This window comes from Serratia sp. 2C06 (assembly GCF_050037615.1).
Taxonomy (GTDB): Bacteria; Pseudomonadota; Gammaproteobacteria; order Enterobacterales; family Enterobacteriaceae; genus Serratia; species Serratia ureilytica.
The window spans coordinates 584,849-600,108 of the sequence record NZ_CP188299.1 but is presented as its reverse complement, the minus strand read 5'-3'; the positions used below and the strand labels follow the sequence as shown (position 1 = coordinate 600,108).

The window sequence follows — 15,260 nt, the reverse complement described above, 5'->3', positions numbered from 1 at the left end:
GTATATGTGGTATACCACCGGAAAAATCACGGTCACCAACAAAAGCGCCAACGTCACGGCCACCGGCACACAATGGAGCGTATCGCGCCACGGCGTATTGCCCGGCATGATATTCATCGGCCCGGATGGCAAGCTGTACGAAATACAGCGCGTGGACAGCGACACCTCACTGACGCTATCAGCGCCCTACAGCGGCCCGACTGCCAAAGACCAGGCCTACGCCATCATCACCACCTATGAAGGCGACCTGACGCAGTTCTCGGCGAAATTCAGCAACCTGCTGGCGTCATTCGGCGGCAACCGTCAGGACTTGCTCAACTGGCTGACGGTGAAGGGTGACGTAAGCATCACCAAAGATGACGGCAGTAAGCTTACTGTACCGAGCCTAGATAAAGTAAATGGCTCATTATCAGGTACCGTTAAAAACGGCGGCTATGGCCAGATAGTCCCGGCGAGAATATCGGGGCCGACCGGCGCCCGGCGATACTGCAAAATTGCTGAAAGCCCCATATCGGCTACCGGGGCTACGGGGGTGCATTTTGTTATTGTTGGAGGTAGAAATTACGGATCGCCGGGAATGGACTTAAAGTATGTTTACTTTTCTGGCCGTGGTTCGACAACAACAGCGTTACATGCCCGTGGACTTGAAATACTTTCGCTAGGTGTCACACCCTCTGGTGGTGATATTGAGTTTGGGACACTTTACAATAAGACAATTGACCGATGGGAGCTTTGGGTTTCAGGTCCCGCATTCAACGTGCCCAGTATTACACTGTTAGGCAGCATTCGTGAAAACCCTATGTTAGATGTTGTACCGATGACTGCCTATGAGTGGCAAGGGCAGCCTGATGGTTATAAATCCTATCCTATCAAGAATTCCTATTCTGATTATAACGTTACAGTAGATGGTAATGGATTCCTGAAATCCGCATCGCCAATAGCCAGGCTGTCCGGGGCGCCGGAAACGATGGCTGATGATTATCTGGTCGGCTTCACACCTGCCGGTTACGTAGCGGTAAACGGTGAGGCTGCCGGGGTATCCGCTGAGCGTGTTTCAGTTGGTGTTTACAAAGTCACCGGCGCGTTAGGTTTTGCGGAAGAGGGCTGGAACATCGAAGTGCCGCAAGATGTGAACGGCAACCGCCTGTGTTTCGTGGAGACCAACACCGCCGAAGACGGCACTATTACCGTCAAAGTAAGCAAACGCCGCTTTGACATCGATACAGCCGCGATTGTGGCCGGTGAGCCGATGGATATTCCGGCGGGGCGCTGGATTGATCTGCGCCTGGAAATGCCTGTGAGCGAGGTTGAAGAATCACCGGAAGCGGTCGAGGAAAATGCCGCTCTTGAAAATGTGAACGTTGACCCTATCTAAAATACGCTGCCCCGCCGCCGGTCTCGTATTGTTCAGTCAGGTTGAACATTGGCAGGGGCAGCACCACTTAGACATGTCTACCCGGCACTTGGCCTGGTTAGCTGCCGGGGTTTCATGCCTCAGCAGCGGCCACAGAGCGGGGTAGGGTGTCGGTAGAGCAGGGATGGAGAACGACAGGCAAAAAAAACCCGGCACGGCAGCCGGGCATTATCAGTAAATGGGAGTATTGCTACGAGGCTTATCCTTGCCCCTGATGTGAATATAGTACAGATGGTGGGTGTAGAAAACCCGGCGCGGTGGCCGGGTTGGGTGATAAGGCTTAAATGCTTCTAACGACTGCGTTAATGTCGTCTTTCAGCGCGTCTATCTGTTTTGAGTTGGCTTGGGTCGCTTTCCCGTAGATAGTATACCTTTTTTGGAGCAAGTGGCTTATCGGGCACCCTTCATGGTTGATAATTGCAGCCAAGGTATTGCCATCCTTTACATTCATTACGCGGCTATTGATTTTGTCGCCAGTGAACAGATTGGCATGTGACTTAACCAGTTCTCCCGAAATCCTCTCAATCTCTTCGGCATGCGATTTAAATGCCCTAGCCGCATCGCTTTCATTGGTTCTCGATCTATTCTGAATAAACAGATGTAGCTTAGGCAGTGACACTGCGTTAGTTGTCGCTTCCTTGTGGAAGTCGAGGAACATGTCATCCTGCTCTGTTTTGTCGATTGATATGCCAAAAATCAGCTTTATTAAGTTTTTTATTCCGCGAATAGAAGCCGCATCAGCTGTGCATGGTATTATTATCCGGTTTGATGACGTTACAGCCAGTTCGGTATAGTTAGCAAAGCTTGGGTTGCAATCTATGAAAAATGTTTTTGGTCTATCAGAAATATTCTTGTCCAGCTCGAATGCCTCTATGAGGTCGGACATCATAGATCTGCTGGTTTTCCATGCCCCTTTAACAGGAGAAGAACCAATGTGAGATATCAGTCGAGAGCAGATATCCAAATCAACATCACCTGGAAGCAGGTATAAGTTTTCTGGCATTTTGCCATTTACCGTGCTTGCCTTCACGAAATATGAAGACTCAGAACCCATTCTTGACAGCGGCGATTTTCCAAATCTGTCTTTGATGTATCCCGCAATAGTCTTGTTAGAGTCTCTAAATTTATTGAGATTTTCCTGCCCAAGGCCGTTTCCACCAAGAATTATTTCTGACACATTGGATTGTGGGCACGCATCAATTACAACAACATCCTCGTCTTTATGAGCAAGAGCGTACTCAACAGAGAGGCTATAAGTAAGGAATGTCTTCCCTACGCCTCCCTTGTTGTTCCATACCAAGTATTTTTTATTGTTGCTAGGCATGTTTTCCTGCTCGATTCCTGCTGCTGTGATATGTTCCATCATGATAACCTATATGAAATGGTTTACAAAAAACTATTTTGATGGTAGGTGACTCCACCTACCCAAACGCCCATCACTTCCCTGGCACCGCATACCCACCAATGATGAACCAAGCTAGGAGCATGACTGCTATCACAGGCCGCATCTCTGCGATCCCTACCCAAGCGCCTCATCAGCCCACTGGCTACTCAAGCCTTTGTCACCAAGCTACTGTCCAAGCGATCACCACCAAAGACAAAATAGTGACCAGCCCAACTATCAAATACTCCCTCACTGGCCTACCCCCAAGGCAACTCACTCACCCGTTGAAGCAAGTACATCAGCCAGAAGCAAGCGCCTGTTACCACGGCAGCGATAACTATCAATCTCATCATTAGGTCAACATCCCTGTTGCTACAGCTCCCTGTGGCCGCTAACGCCCATTAGACAGCCAAACTTGCTAGTTACGTGCCCGAGGTAGAACGCTCGGTGCGGCTCAATTCTAAAGCAATCATAAACTGTCACGCGTCAAAATCATCACTGTTAATTTATCAGGTACATGAACCGGCGAGTTATTTTCAACCTGCATTTTTTGCAGCCTGTAACTGCTCAAATTTCTCATGCAGCGATTTCGGGTAGAGCTCGGTGTACACCTGCCAAAGCAGATTCAAGTTTCGATGGCCGGTGACCTGGGCCACTTCCTCAATGCTAAAACCTGCCTCAAACAGCCTGCTGGCCGCCTCGCGGCGCATATCGTGATAGCGCAAGTCCTCTATACCTAACCGGTCTCTGACGCGCTGGAAGCCTGAACTAACGGACTGTGGTTTGTATGGGAAGATCAGCTCGGATTTTTTCGGCTGGCGCTGAACAATATCCCAGGCCTCGCCGAGTAGCGGTACCATCATATGATTGCCGGCTTTCTTTCTCGGATCCTTCCTATCTCTGACCATCACCGCCCGCTGCTGCTCGTTCACGTCCTCCCACCTTATGCGGCAGACTTCACCTATCCTCATGCATGACAGTATCGAAAAATTAAGAATATCTTCGTAGGGTATAATCGCTTGGCGCTTACCTGCGCGCTCTCTCAAACCAGCGACAAGGCGGTTTAGCTCTTCGCTGGCTGGCCTCCTGGCTCTGCGTTGCGATTTGCCCACAAGCCCCATCGAAAGTGCTGTTGGGCGCGCGTCCCTTGCTGGGTTTCTGACGTACTCGATGCCATAGATAGGCTTGGCAGAAGAGAGCACCGAGGATAGATAACTAAGGTCATGCGCCACTGTTGCCGGCCCTGCGCCAGCGGCGGCGCGGTCACGGCAATGCTCTATGACATGGTGATCTTGGAGGTCAGAAAGCTTAATGCTGGAGATATCACAATCAACTAGCATATTCAGGACGTAAGTTTTAGTTCTTCCTGACTTTCCACCAAGGGAAGGGTCGTTAAGATATTTTCTGATCAGCTCGCCAACAGTAATGTCAGTTGACTTACTTGCTCCTGGCACCCCACCGGCTTCGATCTGGGTCACCCTGTTGGCACCCCACGTTTTAGCGAGCTGGTGGCGCCCGAATGTTTTACTTTCGCGGTAGATGTATTTCCCGCCTTGCTTCACACCGACTGTGCAGCGGTATCGCGTAGTGCCATCAGCGCGTTGGCGCTTTTCTATGCTATAGTATGCCATCTCAATTCCTTTGCCGGATTCCGGGTCACCATAAAAATGGGGTGCTCCGTGGGGTGCTGACAAAGAGAAAATATACTATTTGGTTACCGTATGCACCTAAATATACCCAAACAAGAAGCAGGCTCGGCGGGCGTTACGCCTGAGGATAAGCGAAAACACCCGCGTTGCCGTTTCTCCATCGCGCCGATGCTCGACTGGACCGATCGTCATTGCCGTTACTTCCACCGCCTGCTGACCAAGGAAACGCTGCTGTACACCGAGATGGTGACCACCGGCGCGATCATCCACGGCAAGGGCGACTATCTGGCCTACAGCGAAGAAGAGCATCCGGTGGCGCTGCAGCTGGGCGGCAGCGATCCGGCCGCGCTGGCGCATTGCGCCAAGCTGGCGGAGCAGCGCGGTTACGATGAGATTAACCTCAACGTCGGCTGCCCGTCCGATCGGGTGCAAAACGGCATGTTCGGCGCCTGTCTGATGGGCCAGGCGGCGCTGGTCGCCGATTGCATCAAGGCGATGCGCGACGTGGTGTCGATCCCGGTGACGGTGAAGACCCGCATCGGCATCGACGATCAGGACAGCTACGCCTTCCTGTGTGACTTTATCGAGACCGTCGCCGGGCGCGGCGAGTGCGACATGTTCACCATCCACGCGCGCAAGGCCTGGCTCTCCGGCCTCAGCCCGAAAGAAAACCGCGAAGTGCCGCCGCTGGACTATCCGCGCGTCTATCAGCTGAAGCGGGATTTCCCGGCGTTGACCATCGCCATTAACGGCGGGGTGAAAACGCTGGAAGAGGCGCAGCAGCACCTGCAGCACTTGGACGGCGTGATGATGGGGCGCGAGGCGTATCAGAATCCGGGTATCCTGGCGCGGGTCGACAGCGAACTGTTCGGCGCGCAGACCGCGGTGCCGGACAGCGTGGCGATCGTCGAAGCGCTGTATCCGTATATCGAGCGCGAGCTGTCTAACGGCACCTATCTTGGCCACATTACTCGCCATATTCTCGGTCTGTTCCAGGGCGTGCCGGGCGCGCGCCAGTGGCGTCGCCATCTGAGCGAGAACGCCCACAAGCCGGGCGCCGATGCGCGGGTGGTGGAGCAGGCGCTGGCGCTGGTGCGTCAGCCGCGCGTCGAAATGGCGTAATCCACAAAAAATTTGACCAACAGTTAGTGTTTTTCACCAGGCGTTCGGTGCGTTACCGGATGCCTGCCTTCGGTTTTCAATAGGTTAGCCCATCCGCCGTTCTGGCACGCTTCTTGTAATCCACTCTGCAGATACGTTGTATTGCAAAGGAGCAATCATGTTGGAAATCTTCTTTCTCATTGGTTTTGTGGTGATGCTGATGGTGACCGGCATCTCGCTGCTGGGGATCTTCGCAGCGCTGTTGGCGGCGGCGGCATTCATGCTGTTGGGCGGGCTGTTCGCAGTGGTCATTAAGCTGCTGCCGTGGCTGATTTTGGCGGTGGTTGGGGTATGGATTTACCGTTCAATGCAGAAACCCCAGATCCGGCGTTACTGATTTTTTGCTGAATAATCAGACAGTCACACTGAAACTTGCACAATTTCCCGCACCGCGAATGCGGCAGCGATCACAGCTTGGCAGTTTTCCCCGGCGATGTGGCACATAAAGCGTGTTTTTTGCCGGACGGGGCTGTTAGGATGTGGGTCGATGCAGTGATGCGACCGATTTCATCACCGTGAGAGACACCTAAAATTCGTGTTGCTAAAGCAACCCCTGTCTCTGGCGGACTCTGCTCTACCCCTACAAAACGCAGTAACAGAAAGGGCTCCGCAAGGAGCCCTTTTCTTTGGCCGCGATCAGGGGATCAGCAGGCTGGAACCGCTGGTGCTGCGGCTTTCCAGCACCTGGTGCGCACGCTGGGCGTCGGCCAGCGCGAATTTCTGATCGTCTCTCACCTCCACCCGAATGGCGCCGCTGCCGATCAGCGAGAACAGCTCGTTGCTGGCGTACTGCAGCTCGGCGCGGTTGGTGATGTAGCCGTTGAGGGAAGGGCGGGTGACGTACAGCGAGCCCTTCTGATTCAGCAGCGCCAGATCGACGCCGGTCACCGGGCCGGACGCGTTGCCGAAGCTGACCATCAGGCCGCGCCGCTTCAGGCTGTTGAGCGAGGCCTGCCAGGTGCTTTGCCCCACCGAATCGTATACCACGCCGACCTTCTCGCCGTGCGTCAGCTCGGCCACCCGCTGGGCGATATCCTCTTTATGGTAGTTGATGGTGGCCCAGGCGCCGGCCTGCTTCGCCAGCGCCGCCTTCTCGTCGGAGCCGACGCTGCCGATCAGGCGCGCGCCCAGCGCTTTGGCCCACTGACAGGCGATCAGCCCGACGCCGCCGGCGGCGGCATGGAACAAAAATACTTCACCCGGCTGCACTTCGTGGGTCTGGCGCAGCAGATAGTGCACCGTCAGCCCTTTCAGGAAAGAAGCGGCGCCTTGCTCAAAGCTCAGGTTGTGCGGCAGCAGCGCCACTTTCTCTTCCGGCACGTTGTGGATCTCGCTGTAGGCGCCGAGCGACGACTGCGCATACACCACCCGGTCGCCCGGTTTGATCGCGCTGACCCCGGCGCCGACCTTGACCACCACGCCGGCCGCTTCGGTGCCGAGGCCGCTCGGCAGGCTGGCCGGCGCGTACAGCCCGCTGCGCACATAGGTGTCGATGTAGTTGATGCCGATCGCCTTGTTCTCGATCTGCACTTCACCGGCAGCCGGATCGAGCGGTGTAAAATCAACGTATTGCAAGACTTCCGGTCCGCCGACGGCGGAGAATTGAATGCGCTTGGCCATAGGGTTACCTCGTTGGAGTGTCTGATTTCACCCTATTCTTTTTATTATCGGAGATCCAGTTCGCCCGTGCGGGGGTCAATACCTTTTTTGCATCGGTTATGACGCAAAAATCACGTATACTCTCGCGTCAGGATCCTTCATTCGCAACCGGATAAAGACTACGTTTCATGGCAGGAAAAAAACCAACCAACAAAACAAACGCGGACGAAACCAGAGAGCGTTCCAGAGATCGTCAGATGGAAGGGCTGAAGATGCCGCCGCACTCGCTGGAGGCCGAGCAGTCGGTGTTGGGCGGTTTGATGCTGGATAACGAGCGTTGGGACAACGTGGCGGAACGCGTGGTCGCCAACGACTTCTTCAGCCGCCCGCATCGCCTGATCTTTACCGAGATGCAGCGTCTGCTGGAGATGAGCAAGCCTATCGACCTCATCACCCTGTCCGAATCGCTCGAACAGAAGGGCGAACTGGACTCGGTGGGGGGCTTCGCCTACCTGGCCGAGCTGTCGAAAAACACCCCGAGCGCCGCCAACATCGGCGCCTACGCCGACATCGTACGCGAGCGCGCGGTGGTGCGCGAAATGATCTCGGTGGCTAACGAAATCGCCGACGCCGGCTACGATCCGCAGGGGCGCAGCAGCGAAGACCTGCTCGATCTGGCGGAATCCCGCGTATTCCAAATCGCCGAGAACCGCGCCAGCAAAGACGAGGGCCCGAAGGGCATCGAACGCATCCTGGAAGACACCGTCTCGCGCATCGAACAGCTGTATCAGCAGCCGCATGACGGCGTGACCGGGGTCGATACCGGCTATCAGGACCTCAACAAGAAAACCGCGGGCATGCAAAAGTCCGATCTGATCATCGTCGCCGCCCGTCCATCGATGGGGAAAACCACCTTCGCCATGAACCTGTGCGAAAACGCCGCGATGACCCAGGAGAAACCGGTGCTGATCTTCAGCCTGGAGATGCCCGGCGAGCAGATCATGATGCGTATGCTGGCGTCACTGTCGCGCGTGGATCAGACGCGCATCCGTACCGGCCAGCTCGACGACGAGGACTGGGCGCGCATTTCCAGCACCATGGGCATCCTGCTGGAGAAGCGTAACATGTACATCGACGACTCCTCCGGCCTGACGCCGACCGAAGTGCGCTCGCGCGCGCGGCGCATTTTCCGCGAGCACGACGGGCTTAGCCTGATCATGATCGACTACCTGCAGCTGATGCGCGTGCCGGCCTTGTCCGACAACCGTACGCTGGAGATCGCCGAGATTTCGCGCTCGCTGAAGGCGCTGGCGAAAGAGCTGCAGGTGCCGGTGGTGGCGCTGTCGCAGCTGAACCGAAGCCTGGAGCAGCGCGCCGACAAACGCCCGGTCAACTCCGACCTGCGTGAATCCGGCTCCATCGAGCAGGACGCCGACCTGATTATGTTCATCTATCGTGATGAGGTGTATCACGAGAACAGCGATCTGAAAGGGATCGCGGAAATTATTATCGGTAAGCAGCGTAACGGCCCAATCGGCACCGTGCGCCTTACCTTTAACGGCCAGTGGTCGCGTTTCGATAACTACGCGGGGCCACAATACGATGACGAATAATCAGCTAAGGAACTGAAATGAAAGCGGCAACCGCTGTAATCGACCGCCGCGCTCTGCGACATAATCTGCAACAGGTGCGCCGCCAGGCGCCGCAAAGCCGCCTGATTGCCGTTGTGAAAGCAAACGCTTATGGACATGGCCTGCTGGAAACAGCACACACCCTGCAAGACGCCGACTGCTACGGCGTAGCGCGCATCGGCGAGGCGCTGATGCTGCGCTCCGGCGGCATCGTCAAGCCGATCCTGCTGCTGGAAGGCTTCTTCAGCGCCGAAGACCTGCCGGTGCTGGTGGCGAACAACATCGAAACCGCGGTGCACAGCATCGAACAGCTCGAGGCGCTGGAACAGGCCGAGCTGGCGCGCCCGGTGCCGCTGTGGATGAAGCTCGATACCGGCATGCATCGGCTGGGGGTGCGTCCCGAACAGGCGGAGGCGTTTTATCAGCGCCTGTGCGCTTGCCGCAACGTGGCGCAGCCGGTCAATATCATGAGCCACTTCAGCCGCGCCGACGAGCCGGAGTCCGACGCCACCCTGAAACAGATCGCCTGCTTCGAGCAGTTCGCGCGCGGCAAACCGGGCCAGCGCTCGGTCGCCGCTTCCGGCGGCACGCTGCTGTGGCCGGACGCCCACAACGAGTGGGTGCGCCCCGGCATCATTCTGTACGGCGTGTCGCCGTTGGATAGCGGCAGCGGCGCCGAGCATGGTCTGCAGCCGGCGATGACGCTGAAATCCAGCCTGATCGCGGTGCGCGAGCACAAGGCTGGTGAAGCGGTGGGCTATGGTGGCACCTGGATCAGCCCGCGCGATACTCGCCTTGGCGTGGTGGCGATGGGGTACGGCGACGGCTACCCGCGCAGCGCGCCGACCGGCACGCCGATCCTGATCAACGGCCGCGAAGTGCCGATCGTCGGCCGGGTGTCGATGGACATGATTTCGGTCGATCTCGGGCCGGACGCCGCCGATAAGGTGGGGGATGAAGCGGTGCTGTGGGGGCCGGCGTTGCCGGTCGAGCGCATCGCCGCCTGTACCGGCATCAGCGCTTATGAACTGATCACCAAGCTCACGCAGCGCGTGGCGATGGAATACATTGGCGACTGATACGCCGCAGGGGCCGACGCGCGTCGGCCCCGTTTCTCAGCGGGTTACTTCTTTACCGCCAACCACTTGTCGATAACCTTCTGATACTCGCCGGTCGCCTTGGCCAGGTGCAGCCACTGATCCACATACAGTTTCCAGCTCAGATCGTCGCGCGGCAGCATGTAAGCCTTTTCGCCGTACTGCATCGGTTTGGTCGGATTCACCGCGCACAGCTTCGGATAGCGCTTCTGCTGGTACAGCGCCTCGGAGGCGTCGGTGATCATCACGTCCGCCTTGCGATCCACCAGCTGCTGGAAAATGCTCATGTTGTCGTGCGTCAGCGTCAGCTTGGCTTTTGGCAGATAGGCGTGCACGAAGGCTTCGTTGGTGCCGCCCGCCGGTTCCAGCAGACGCACCGACGGTTTGTTGATCTGTTCTATCGTGCGGTATTTCTTCACGTCGGTGCAGCGCACCAGCGGAATTTTGCCGTCGGTATCCAGCTTGTCGGCGAAGAACACCTGTTTTTGGCGCTCCAGCGTGACGGAGATGCCGCCCATGGCGATGTCGCACTTGCCGGAGGCGAAGTCCGGCGTCAGGGTTTTCCAGCTGGTTTTCACCCACTTCACCTTGGCGCCGAGGCTCTTCGCCAGCGATTCCGCCATGTCGATATCGATGCCTTCATAGCTGCCATCTTCCTTGAGGAAGGTGTAGGGCTTGTAGTCGCCGGTGGTGCAGACCTCCAGGGTCTTTTGCTGCAGCACTTTGTCCAGGTGGGATTGCGCGCCGGCGCTGCCGGCGGCGAGCAGCAGCGCGAGAGGGAGTAACTTTTTCATCTGGCGTCCTTTTTATACATTCGTGGTTTTATGCGTTACTTCGCCGTTAATTGTCGTTTGCCTGCATGAGTTAGCCGTTTTTTATGCCGCTTACCGGCGAAAACGCCGGGCGTTGCTGCTGTACGCGATTTAAGCGCCAGGGTGTGACGTCGGCAACGGTAAAAAAACTGGTAGGCTGTAACGTCAACATTTATTAACACAGTTTACAGGTGGCTATGTACAACATTGACGATTTTGATATGAAAATCCTGACGCTGTTACAGGCCAACGGCCGTTTGACCAATCAGGAGCTGAGCGAACTGGTGGGGCTTTCCGCTTCCCAGTGTTCACGGCGGCGCATCAGCCTGGAGCAGGCGCAGCTGATCCGCGGCTACCACGCGCGGCTGGCGCCGGAGGCGGTCGGCCTGGGGCTGGTGGGGCTGATTGAAGTCAGCCTGATCACGCACGCTCAGGAGCAGATCGACAGCTTTCATCAGATGCTGGAGGACGTGGACGCGATCCTGGACGCTTACAAGACCACCGGCGACGCCGATTACCTGCTGAAAGTGGCGGTGGCGGACCTGCCGGCGCTGAGCGAGTTCATCAGCCAGACGCTGTCGCCGCACAAAAGCGTGGCGCATATCAAAACGGCGGTGGTGCTCAATCGCATCAAGGAAAACGGTTTGTTGCCGGTGACGCGAGAAAGCTGAAACCGAATACGCTTTTCCGTCTATATTAGGAACGTAACGCTGTGCCCAAACCACAATAAATAAACCAGGAGAAAAAAACGTGTTCCAGAACGTTGACGCCTATGCCGGCGATCCCATTCTGTCGCTGATGGAAAAATTCAAACAAGACCCGCGCGCGCACAAGGTGAACCTGAGCATTGGCCTGTACTACGATGCGCAGGGCGTTATTCCGCAGATGCGTGCGGTCGCCGCGGCGCAAGCGCAGTTGAACAGCGTCGAGCACGGCGCCTCGGTATACCTGCCGATGGAAGGGCTGCAATCCTACCGCACCGCCATCCAGCATTTGCTGTTCGGCGAGCAGCACCCGATGCTGCAGCAGGGGCGCATCGCCACCATTCAGACCGTCGGCGGTTCCGGCGCGCTGAAAGTGGGCGCGGACTTCCTGAAAAGCTACTTCCCGAATTCGCAGGTGTGGGTCAGCGATCCCACCTGGGAAAACCACGTCGCCATCTTCAGCGGCGCCGGTTTCAAGGTGAATACCTATCCGTATTTTGACGGTGAAAGCCTGGGCGTGAAGTTCGACGCCATGCTGGCTGCACTGAAACAGCTGCCGAAGCACAGCATCGCGCTGCTGCATCCGTGCTGTCACAACCCGACCGGCTCAGACCTGACCCCCGCCCAGTGGGACGAAGTGATCAAGGTGATCGCCGATCGTGAGATCATTCCGTTCCTCGACATCGCCTATCAGGGCTTCGGCGGCGGTATGGAGCAGGACGTCTACGCCATTCGCGCCATTGCGGCGGCCGGCTTGCCGTGCCTGGTGAGCAACTCGTTCTCGAAGATCTTCTCGCTGTACGGCGAGCGCGTCGGCGGCCTGTCGGTGGTGTGTGAAAGCGAAGAAGCGGCCGGGCGTGTGCTGGGCCAGCTGAAGGCGACCGTGCGCCGCAACTACTCGAGCCCGCCGAACTTCGGCGCGCAGCTGGTGGCTAAAGTGCTGAACGACGCTGAGCTGAAAACCCAGTGGCTCAATGAAGTGGAAAGCATGCGCACCCGCATTCTCGAAATGCGCCACGCGTTGGTGGACACCCTGAAGAGCGCGCTGCCGCAGCGCAACTTCGATTACCTGCTGGCGCAGCGCGGCATGTTCAGCTACACCGGCTTCAGCGCGGCGCAGGTCGATCGCCTGCGCGAAGAGTTCGGCGTCTACCTGATCCACAGCGGCCGCATGTGCGTGGCCGGCCTGAACCACGACAACGTGCGTCAGGTAGCCGAGGCGTTTGCTGCGGTGCAGTAACGCCTGTTAGTCTGAACGGACGTTCATCGGGAGCGATAGCGATATCGCTCCTTTTTTATTGCCGGCGCGCCGCCGAAGTTGCCGCAAACCGGAGAGAGAATATACTGATTGAGGGGCGCTCACTCATGTGGCATCAGCAAACGCTAATCCTCAGCGCAAAAGCGCGTGGCTTTCATCTGGTTACCGACGAGATCGTCAACCAGTTAACCCACTTACACCGCCTGCAAACCGGCCTGCTGCATCTGTTGCTGCAGCATACCTCGGCCTCGCTGACGCTCAACGAGAACTGCGATCCCACGGTGCGAGCCGATATGGAGCAGCATTTCCTGCGTCAGGTGCCGGAAAACGCCCCCTATCAACATGACTACGAAGGGCCGGACGACATGCCGGCGCACATCAAATCCTCGCTGCTGGGCGCTTCCTTGACGCTGCCCGTCAGGCACGGGCGGCTGATGTTGGGCACATGGCAGGGCATCTGGCTGGGGGAGCACCGCATCCACGGCGGAGCACGCCGTATTGTGGCCACATTACAGGGGGAATAACCCAATGAATAACAGCGCATTGCTGGAGTACTGCATGGCGAAGCCGGGCGCGGAGCAAAGCGACCAGAACCAGTGGCAGGCCAGCCAGATCAAGGTGGGCGACGTGATGTTCGCCATGGTGTGTGAAGTGGAAGGGCGGCCGGCGCTGGCGGTCAAGTCCAGCCCGGAGCTGGCGGAAAGCCTGCGCGAACACCACCCTGAGATCGTCGCCTGCGACGGCCTGAACAAGGCGCACTGGAATACGGTATTTCTCGACGGCAACCTGCCGAACTCGCAGTTTTATACGTTGATCGACAGCTCCTATCAGCTGGTGGTGGAAGGCCTGCCCGAACACGTGCGCCAGGAACTGCGCGCCTGATTGCCGGGCGGCGGCGCCGCCCGTTTTCTCCTGCTTTCTCGCGTTAAACCGTGATCGCGGTTTTAAATTGGGAACGTTCCCTTTTTATTGCCGGGCTAAAGCGGCTACGCTTGGGCATTCAAGAAACGCGGATGAAGGAGGCCGACATGGCCATGAGCGAAGAAAAGCGCAAGATGATCGCCGGGGAACTGTACGACGCCGGCGATGAACTGCTGCGCAGCGAGCGTCGGCGCGCGCGCCAGATAACGCATCGCTACAACCACTCATCGCCGGAAGAGGGCGAGCTGCGCAAACAGTGGCTGGACGAGCTGCTGGGCGGCTATCAAGGCGGCGCCATCGAGCCGACGTTCCGCTGCGACTACGGCTATAACATCTATCTCGGCAAGAACTTCTACGCCAATTTCGACTGCGTGATCCTCGACGTGTGCGAGGTGCACATCGGCGACAACTGCCTGCTGGCGCCGGGCGTGCATATCTACACCGCCACTCATCCGCTGGACGCCGAGACCCGCGTCGGCGGCGCGGAGTTCGGCAAGCCGGTCAAGATTGGCAACAACGTGTGGATCGGCGGGCGCGCGGTGATCAATCCGGGCGTGACCATCGGCGATAATGCGGTCGTGGCCTCCGGCGCGGTGGTGACCAAAGACGTGCCGGCCAACTGCGTGGTGGGCGGCAACCCGGCGCGCGTGCTGAAAACGCTGTAAGCCCTCGGGCGGATTAAAACATGCTGCCATGGCGCTCGAAGCCGTGCATCTCGATGTCTTTGAGCGCCTTGAAGCGTTTGACCATCACCGCATGGTCTGACAGCAGATTGCTGATGCGAACAAACAGCTCCTTGTTCTCTTCTTCGCACTGCTCCAGCCAGGCCTGCGGATTCACGCCGTGCTGCATCCAGGGGCCGACGGCCAGCAGTCGCACCGTGTTGGCGTAGTTCGGGCACACCGCGAGCGCCACGCGATCGGCGGAATACTCCTGCGCGCGAGTGGTCGCCAGGCCGGGCAGCACCAGCGACTGCGGCACAACGCCGATCGCCAGACGCCACAGCGACACGTGCCGCAGCTTGTGATGGGCCAATTCATGGGCCAGCACGAACTCCACGATCTCCGGCGCGGTGGGCATCAGCATGGCGATTTCAGCATGGATCACCACGTAGCGCTGGCGGCGGTTGCATTCCAGCGCGAAGGCGTTGACCACGCCGTTGCCGTTGGTCAGATAAAGCTTGGGCAGCGTCTTGAGTTCCAGCCGACGGCCGATATCCTGATACAGCGCGAACAGTTCCGGAAATTGCGCCGGCCCGATGCGCAAGGCGTTGGATTTCGCCTGTGCGGCGAGATAGAAACGGTAAATATAGAAAGCGATCGGGATCAGCGGTAATAACGCGAGCAGGCTGAGGGTATCCAATGTTTCCTTGGCGTCGTCTCCCAACCCAAGTGCAGTTCCATCCGTATTTACCACGACGGCGGCGATGCCAAATAAAAAACCGAACAAGGTAATTATCGCCGATAGCCAGATCATGGGCATTTCCCAGCGGTGGCGAAATGCGGTGAAATTACGACATTCCGTCGCATGATGTTGACACATAAAATATCCTTAATAAGGGAAAGCCACGCCTGACATTGTCAGGTAAATAATGAATGTTTAATTATCCATCCGTTTACCTAACACTCAG

16 protein-coding genes are annotated in these 15,260 nt (G+C 57.4%); 10 read left to right on the top strand and 6 right to left on the bottom strand.

What is annotated here, in order from left to right; all coding sequences use genetic code 11:
- Window positions 1–4 precede the first annotated feature (4 nt).
- Window positions 5–1,375 carry a hypothetical protein gene (locus tag ACP3TA_RS03200; protein WP_426784499.1) on the top strand — a complete coding sequence of 457 codons (1,371 nt, stop codon included), beginning with the start codon at window positions 5–7 and terminating at the stop codon, window positions 1,373–1,375.
- A 319-nt stretch (window positions 1,376–1,694) separates the two neighbouring features.
- Here the strand turns inward: ACP3TA_RS03200 and ACP3TA_RS03195 are convergent, their stop codons facing one another.
- From ACP3TA_RS03195 to ACP3TA_RS03185, 3 genes are all read right to left on the bottom strand, one after another.
- Window positions 1,695–2,780: a ParA family protein gene (locus ACP3TA_RS03195; protein WP_249339928.1), complete on the bottom strand. Its 1,086-nt coding sequence runs from the start codon at window positions 2,778–2,780 to the stop codon at window positions 1,695–1,697.
- A 70-nt stretch (window positions 2,781–2,850) separates the two neighbouring features.
- Complete coding sequence (locus ACP3TA_RS03190; RefSeq protein WP_288445548.1) at window positions 2,851–2,922, bottom strand: YoaK family small membrane protein; 72 nt, start codon at window positions 2,920–2,922, stop codon at window positions 2,851–2,853.
- A gap of 412 nt (window positions 2,923–3,334) precedes the next feature.
- Window positions 3,335–4,429, bottom strand: a complete 1,095-nt coding sequence (locus ACP3TA_RS03185; RefSeq protein WP_426784498.1) for a site-specific integrase — start codon at window positions 4,427–4,429, stop codon at window positions 3,335–3,337.
- Window positions 4,430–4,519: 90 nt separating this feature from the next.
- Here ACP3TA_RS03185 and dusA point away from each other — a divergent pair, with 90 nt between their 5' ends.
- Both dusA and pspG read left to right on the top strand, forming a co-directional pair.
- Window positions 4,520–5,569, top strand: a complete 1,050-nt coding sequence (gene dusA, locus ACP3TA_RS03180) for a tRNA dihydrouridine(20/20a) synthase DusA (RefSeq protein WP_426784497.1) — start codon at window positions 4,520–4,522, stop codon at window positions 5,567–5,569.
- 157 nt (window positions 5,570–5,726) lie between these two features.
- On the top strand, window positions 5,727–5,945 hold the full coding sequence (pspG, locus tag ACP3TA_RS03175) for an envelope stress response protein PspG (RefSeq protein ID WP_016930270.1): 219 nt from the start codon (window positions 5,727–5,729) through the stop codon (window positions 5,943–5,945).
- A 299-nt stretch (window positions 5,946–6,244) separates the two neighbouring features.
- Here the strand turns inward: pspG and ACP3TA_RS03170 are convergent, their stop codons facing one another.
- A complete protein-coding gene (locus ACP3TA_RS03170) occupies window positions 6,245–7,228 on the bottom strand; it encodes a quinone oxidoreductase (protein ID WP_060660196.1) in 984 nt (327 codons plus the stop codon).
- Window positions 7,229–7,395: 167 nt separating this feature from the next.
- On the opposite strand from ACP3TA_RS03170, the gene dnaB reads away from it, so the two are divergent.
- Both dnaB and alr read left to right on the top strand, forming a co-directional pair.
- Window positions 7,396–8,820: a replicative DNA helicase gene (gene dnaB, locus ACP3TA_RS03165; protein WP_025160134.1), complete on the top strand. Its 1,425-nt coding sequence runs from the start codon at window positions 7,396–7,398 to the stop codon at window positions 8,818–8,820.
- A gap of 17 nt (window positions 8,821–8,837) precedes the next feature.
- A complete protein-coding gene (gene alr / locus ACP3TA_RS03160) occupies window positions 8,838–9,917 on the top strand; it encodes an alanine racemase (RefSeq protein ID WP_426784496.1) in 1,080 nt (359 codons plus the stop codon).
- 44 nt (window positions 9,918–9,961) lie between these two features.
- On the opposite strand, the gene ACP3TA_RS03155 is transcribed toward alr, so the two are convergent.
- Complete coding sequence (locus tag ACP3TA_RS03155) at window positions 9,962–10,729, bottom strand: transporter substrate-binding domain-containing protein (RefSeq protein ID WP_033651220.1); 768 nt, start codon at window positions 10,727–10,729, stop codon at window positions 9,962–9,964.
- A gap of 215 nt (window positions 10,730–10,944) precedes the next feature.
- Between ACP3TA_RS03155 and ACP3TA_RS03150 the strand changes: the two genes are divergently transcribed.
- The 5 genes from ACP3TA_RS03150 to maa all read left to right on the top strand — a co-directional run bounded on the left by ACP3TA_RS03150 (window position 10,945) and on the right by maa (window position 14,295).
- Window positions 10,945–11,418 (top strand): Lrp/AsnC family transcriptional regulator, encoded by a 474-nt coding sequence (locus ACP3TA_RS03150; protein WP_025304444.1) that lies wholly within the window; start codon window positions 10,945–10,947, stop codon window positions 11,416–11,418.
- A gap of 79 nt (window positions 11,419–11,497) precedes the next feature.
- Window positions 11,498–12,691, top strand: a complete 1,194-nt coding sequence (locus tag ACP3TA_RS03145) for an amino acid aminotransferase (RefSeq protein ID WP_033644416.1) — start codon at window positions 11,498–11,500, stop codon at window positions 12,689–12,691.
- 125 nt (window positions 12,692–12,816) lie between these two features.
- Window positions 12,817–13,233 carry a secondary thiamine-phosphate synthase enzyme YjbQ gene (locus ACP3TA_RS03140; protein ID WP_004936779.1) on the top strand — a complete coding sequence of 139 codons (417 nt, stop codon included), beginning with the start codon at window positions 12,817–12,819 and terminating at the stop codon, window positions 13,231–13,233.
- Between the two features lie 4 nt (window positions 13,234–13,237).
- A complete protein-coding gene (locus ACP3TA_RS03135) occupies window positions 13,238–13,591 on the top strand; it encodes an MmcQ/YjbR family DNA-binding protein (RefSeq protein ID WP_019453210.1) in 354 nt (117 codons plus the stop codon).
- Between the two features lie 146 nt (window positions 13,592–13,737).
- Entirely contained in the window at window positions 13,738–14,295 is a 558-nt protein-coding gene (maa, locus tag ACP3TA_RS03130) for a maltose O-acetyltransferase (protein ID WP_033644419.1), read from the top strand.
- A 13-nt stretch (window positions 14,296–14,308) separates the two neighbouring features.
- On the opposite strand, the gene ACP3TA_RS03125 is transcribed toward maa, so the two are convergent.
- Window positions 14,309–15,106: a M48 family metallopeptidase gene (locus tag ACP3TA_RS03125; RefSeq protein WP_158524121.1), complete on the bottom strand. Its 798-nt coding sequence runs from the start codon at window positions 15,104–15,106 to the stop codon at window positions 14,309–14,311.
- Between the last annotated feature and the right edge of the window lie 154 nt (window positions 15,107–15,260).

Excerpts from the sequence above, each read along its gene's own strand:
- ACP3TA_RS03200 (WP_426784499.1), top strand. The coding sequence starts at position 5 with ATGTGGTATACCACCGGAAAAATCACGGTCACCAACAAAAGCGCCAAC.
- ACP3TA_RS03195 (WP_249339928.1), bottom strand. The coding sequence starts at position 2,780 with ATGATGGAACATATCACAGCAGCAGGAATCGAGCAGGAAAACATGCCT.
- ACP3TA_RS03185 (WP_426784498.1), bottom strand. The coding sequence starts at position 4,429 with ATGGCATACTATAGCATAGAAAAGCGCCAACGCGCTGATGGCACTACG.
- dusA (WP_426784497.1), top strand. The coding sequence starts at position 4,520 with ATGCACCTAAATATACCCAAACAAGAAGCAGGCTCGGCGGGCGTTACG.
- pspG (WP_016930270.1), top strand. The coding sequence starts at position 5,727 with ATGTTGGAAATCTTCTTTCTCATTGGTTTTGTGGTGATGCTGATGGTG.
- ACP3TA_RS03170 (WP_060660196.1), bottom strand. The coding sequence starts at position 7,228 with ATGGCCAAGCGCATTCAATTCTCCGCCGTCGGCGGACCGGAAGTCTTG.
- dnaB (WP_025160134.1), top strand. The coding sequence starts at position 7,396 with ATGGCAGGAAAAAAACCAACCAACAAAACAAACGCGGACGAAACCAGA.
- alr (WP_426784496.1), top strand. The coding sequence starts at position 8,838 with ATGAAAGCGGCAACCGCTGTAATCGACCGCCGCGCTCTGCGACATAAT.
- ACP3TA_RS03155 (WP_033651220.1), bottom strand. The coding sequence starts at position 10,729 with ATGAAAAAGTTACTCCCTCTCGCGCTGCTGCTCGCCGCCGGCAGCGCC.
- ACP3TA_RS03150 (WP_025304444.1), top strand. The coding sequence starts at position 10,945 with ATGTACAACATTGACGATTTTGATATGAAAATCCTGACGCTGTTACAG.
- ACP3TA_RS03140 (WP_004936779.1), top strand. The coding sequence starts at position 12,817 with ATGTGGCATCAGCAAACGCTAATCCTCAGCGCAAAAGCGCGTGGCTTT.
- ACP3TA_RS03135 (WP_019453210.1), top strand. The coding sequence starts at position 13,238 with ATGAATAACAGCGCATTGCTGGAGTACTGCATGGCGAAGCCGGGCGCG.
- maa (WP_033644419.1), top strand. The coding sequence starts at position 13,738 with ATGGCCATGAGCGAAGAAAAGCGCAAGATGATCGCCGGGGAACTGTAC.
- ACP3TA_RS03125 (WP_158524121.1), bottom strand. The coding sequence starts at position 15,106 with ATGATCTGGCTATCGGCGATAATTACCTTGTTCGGTTTTTTATTTGGC.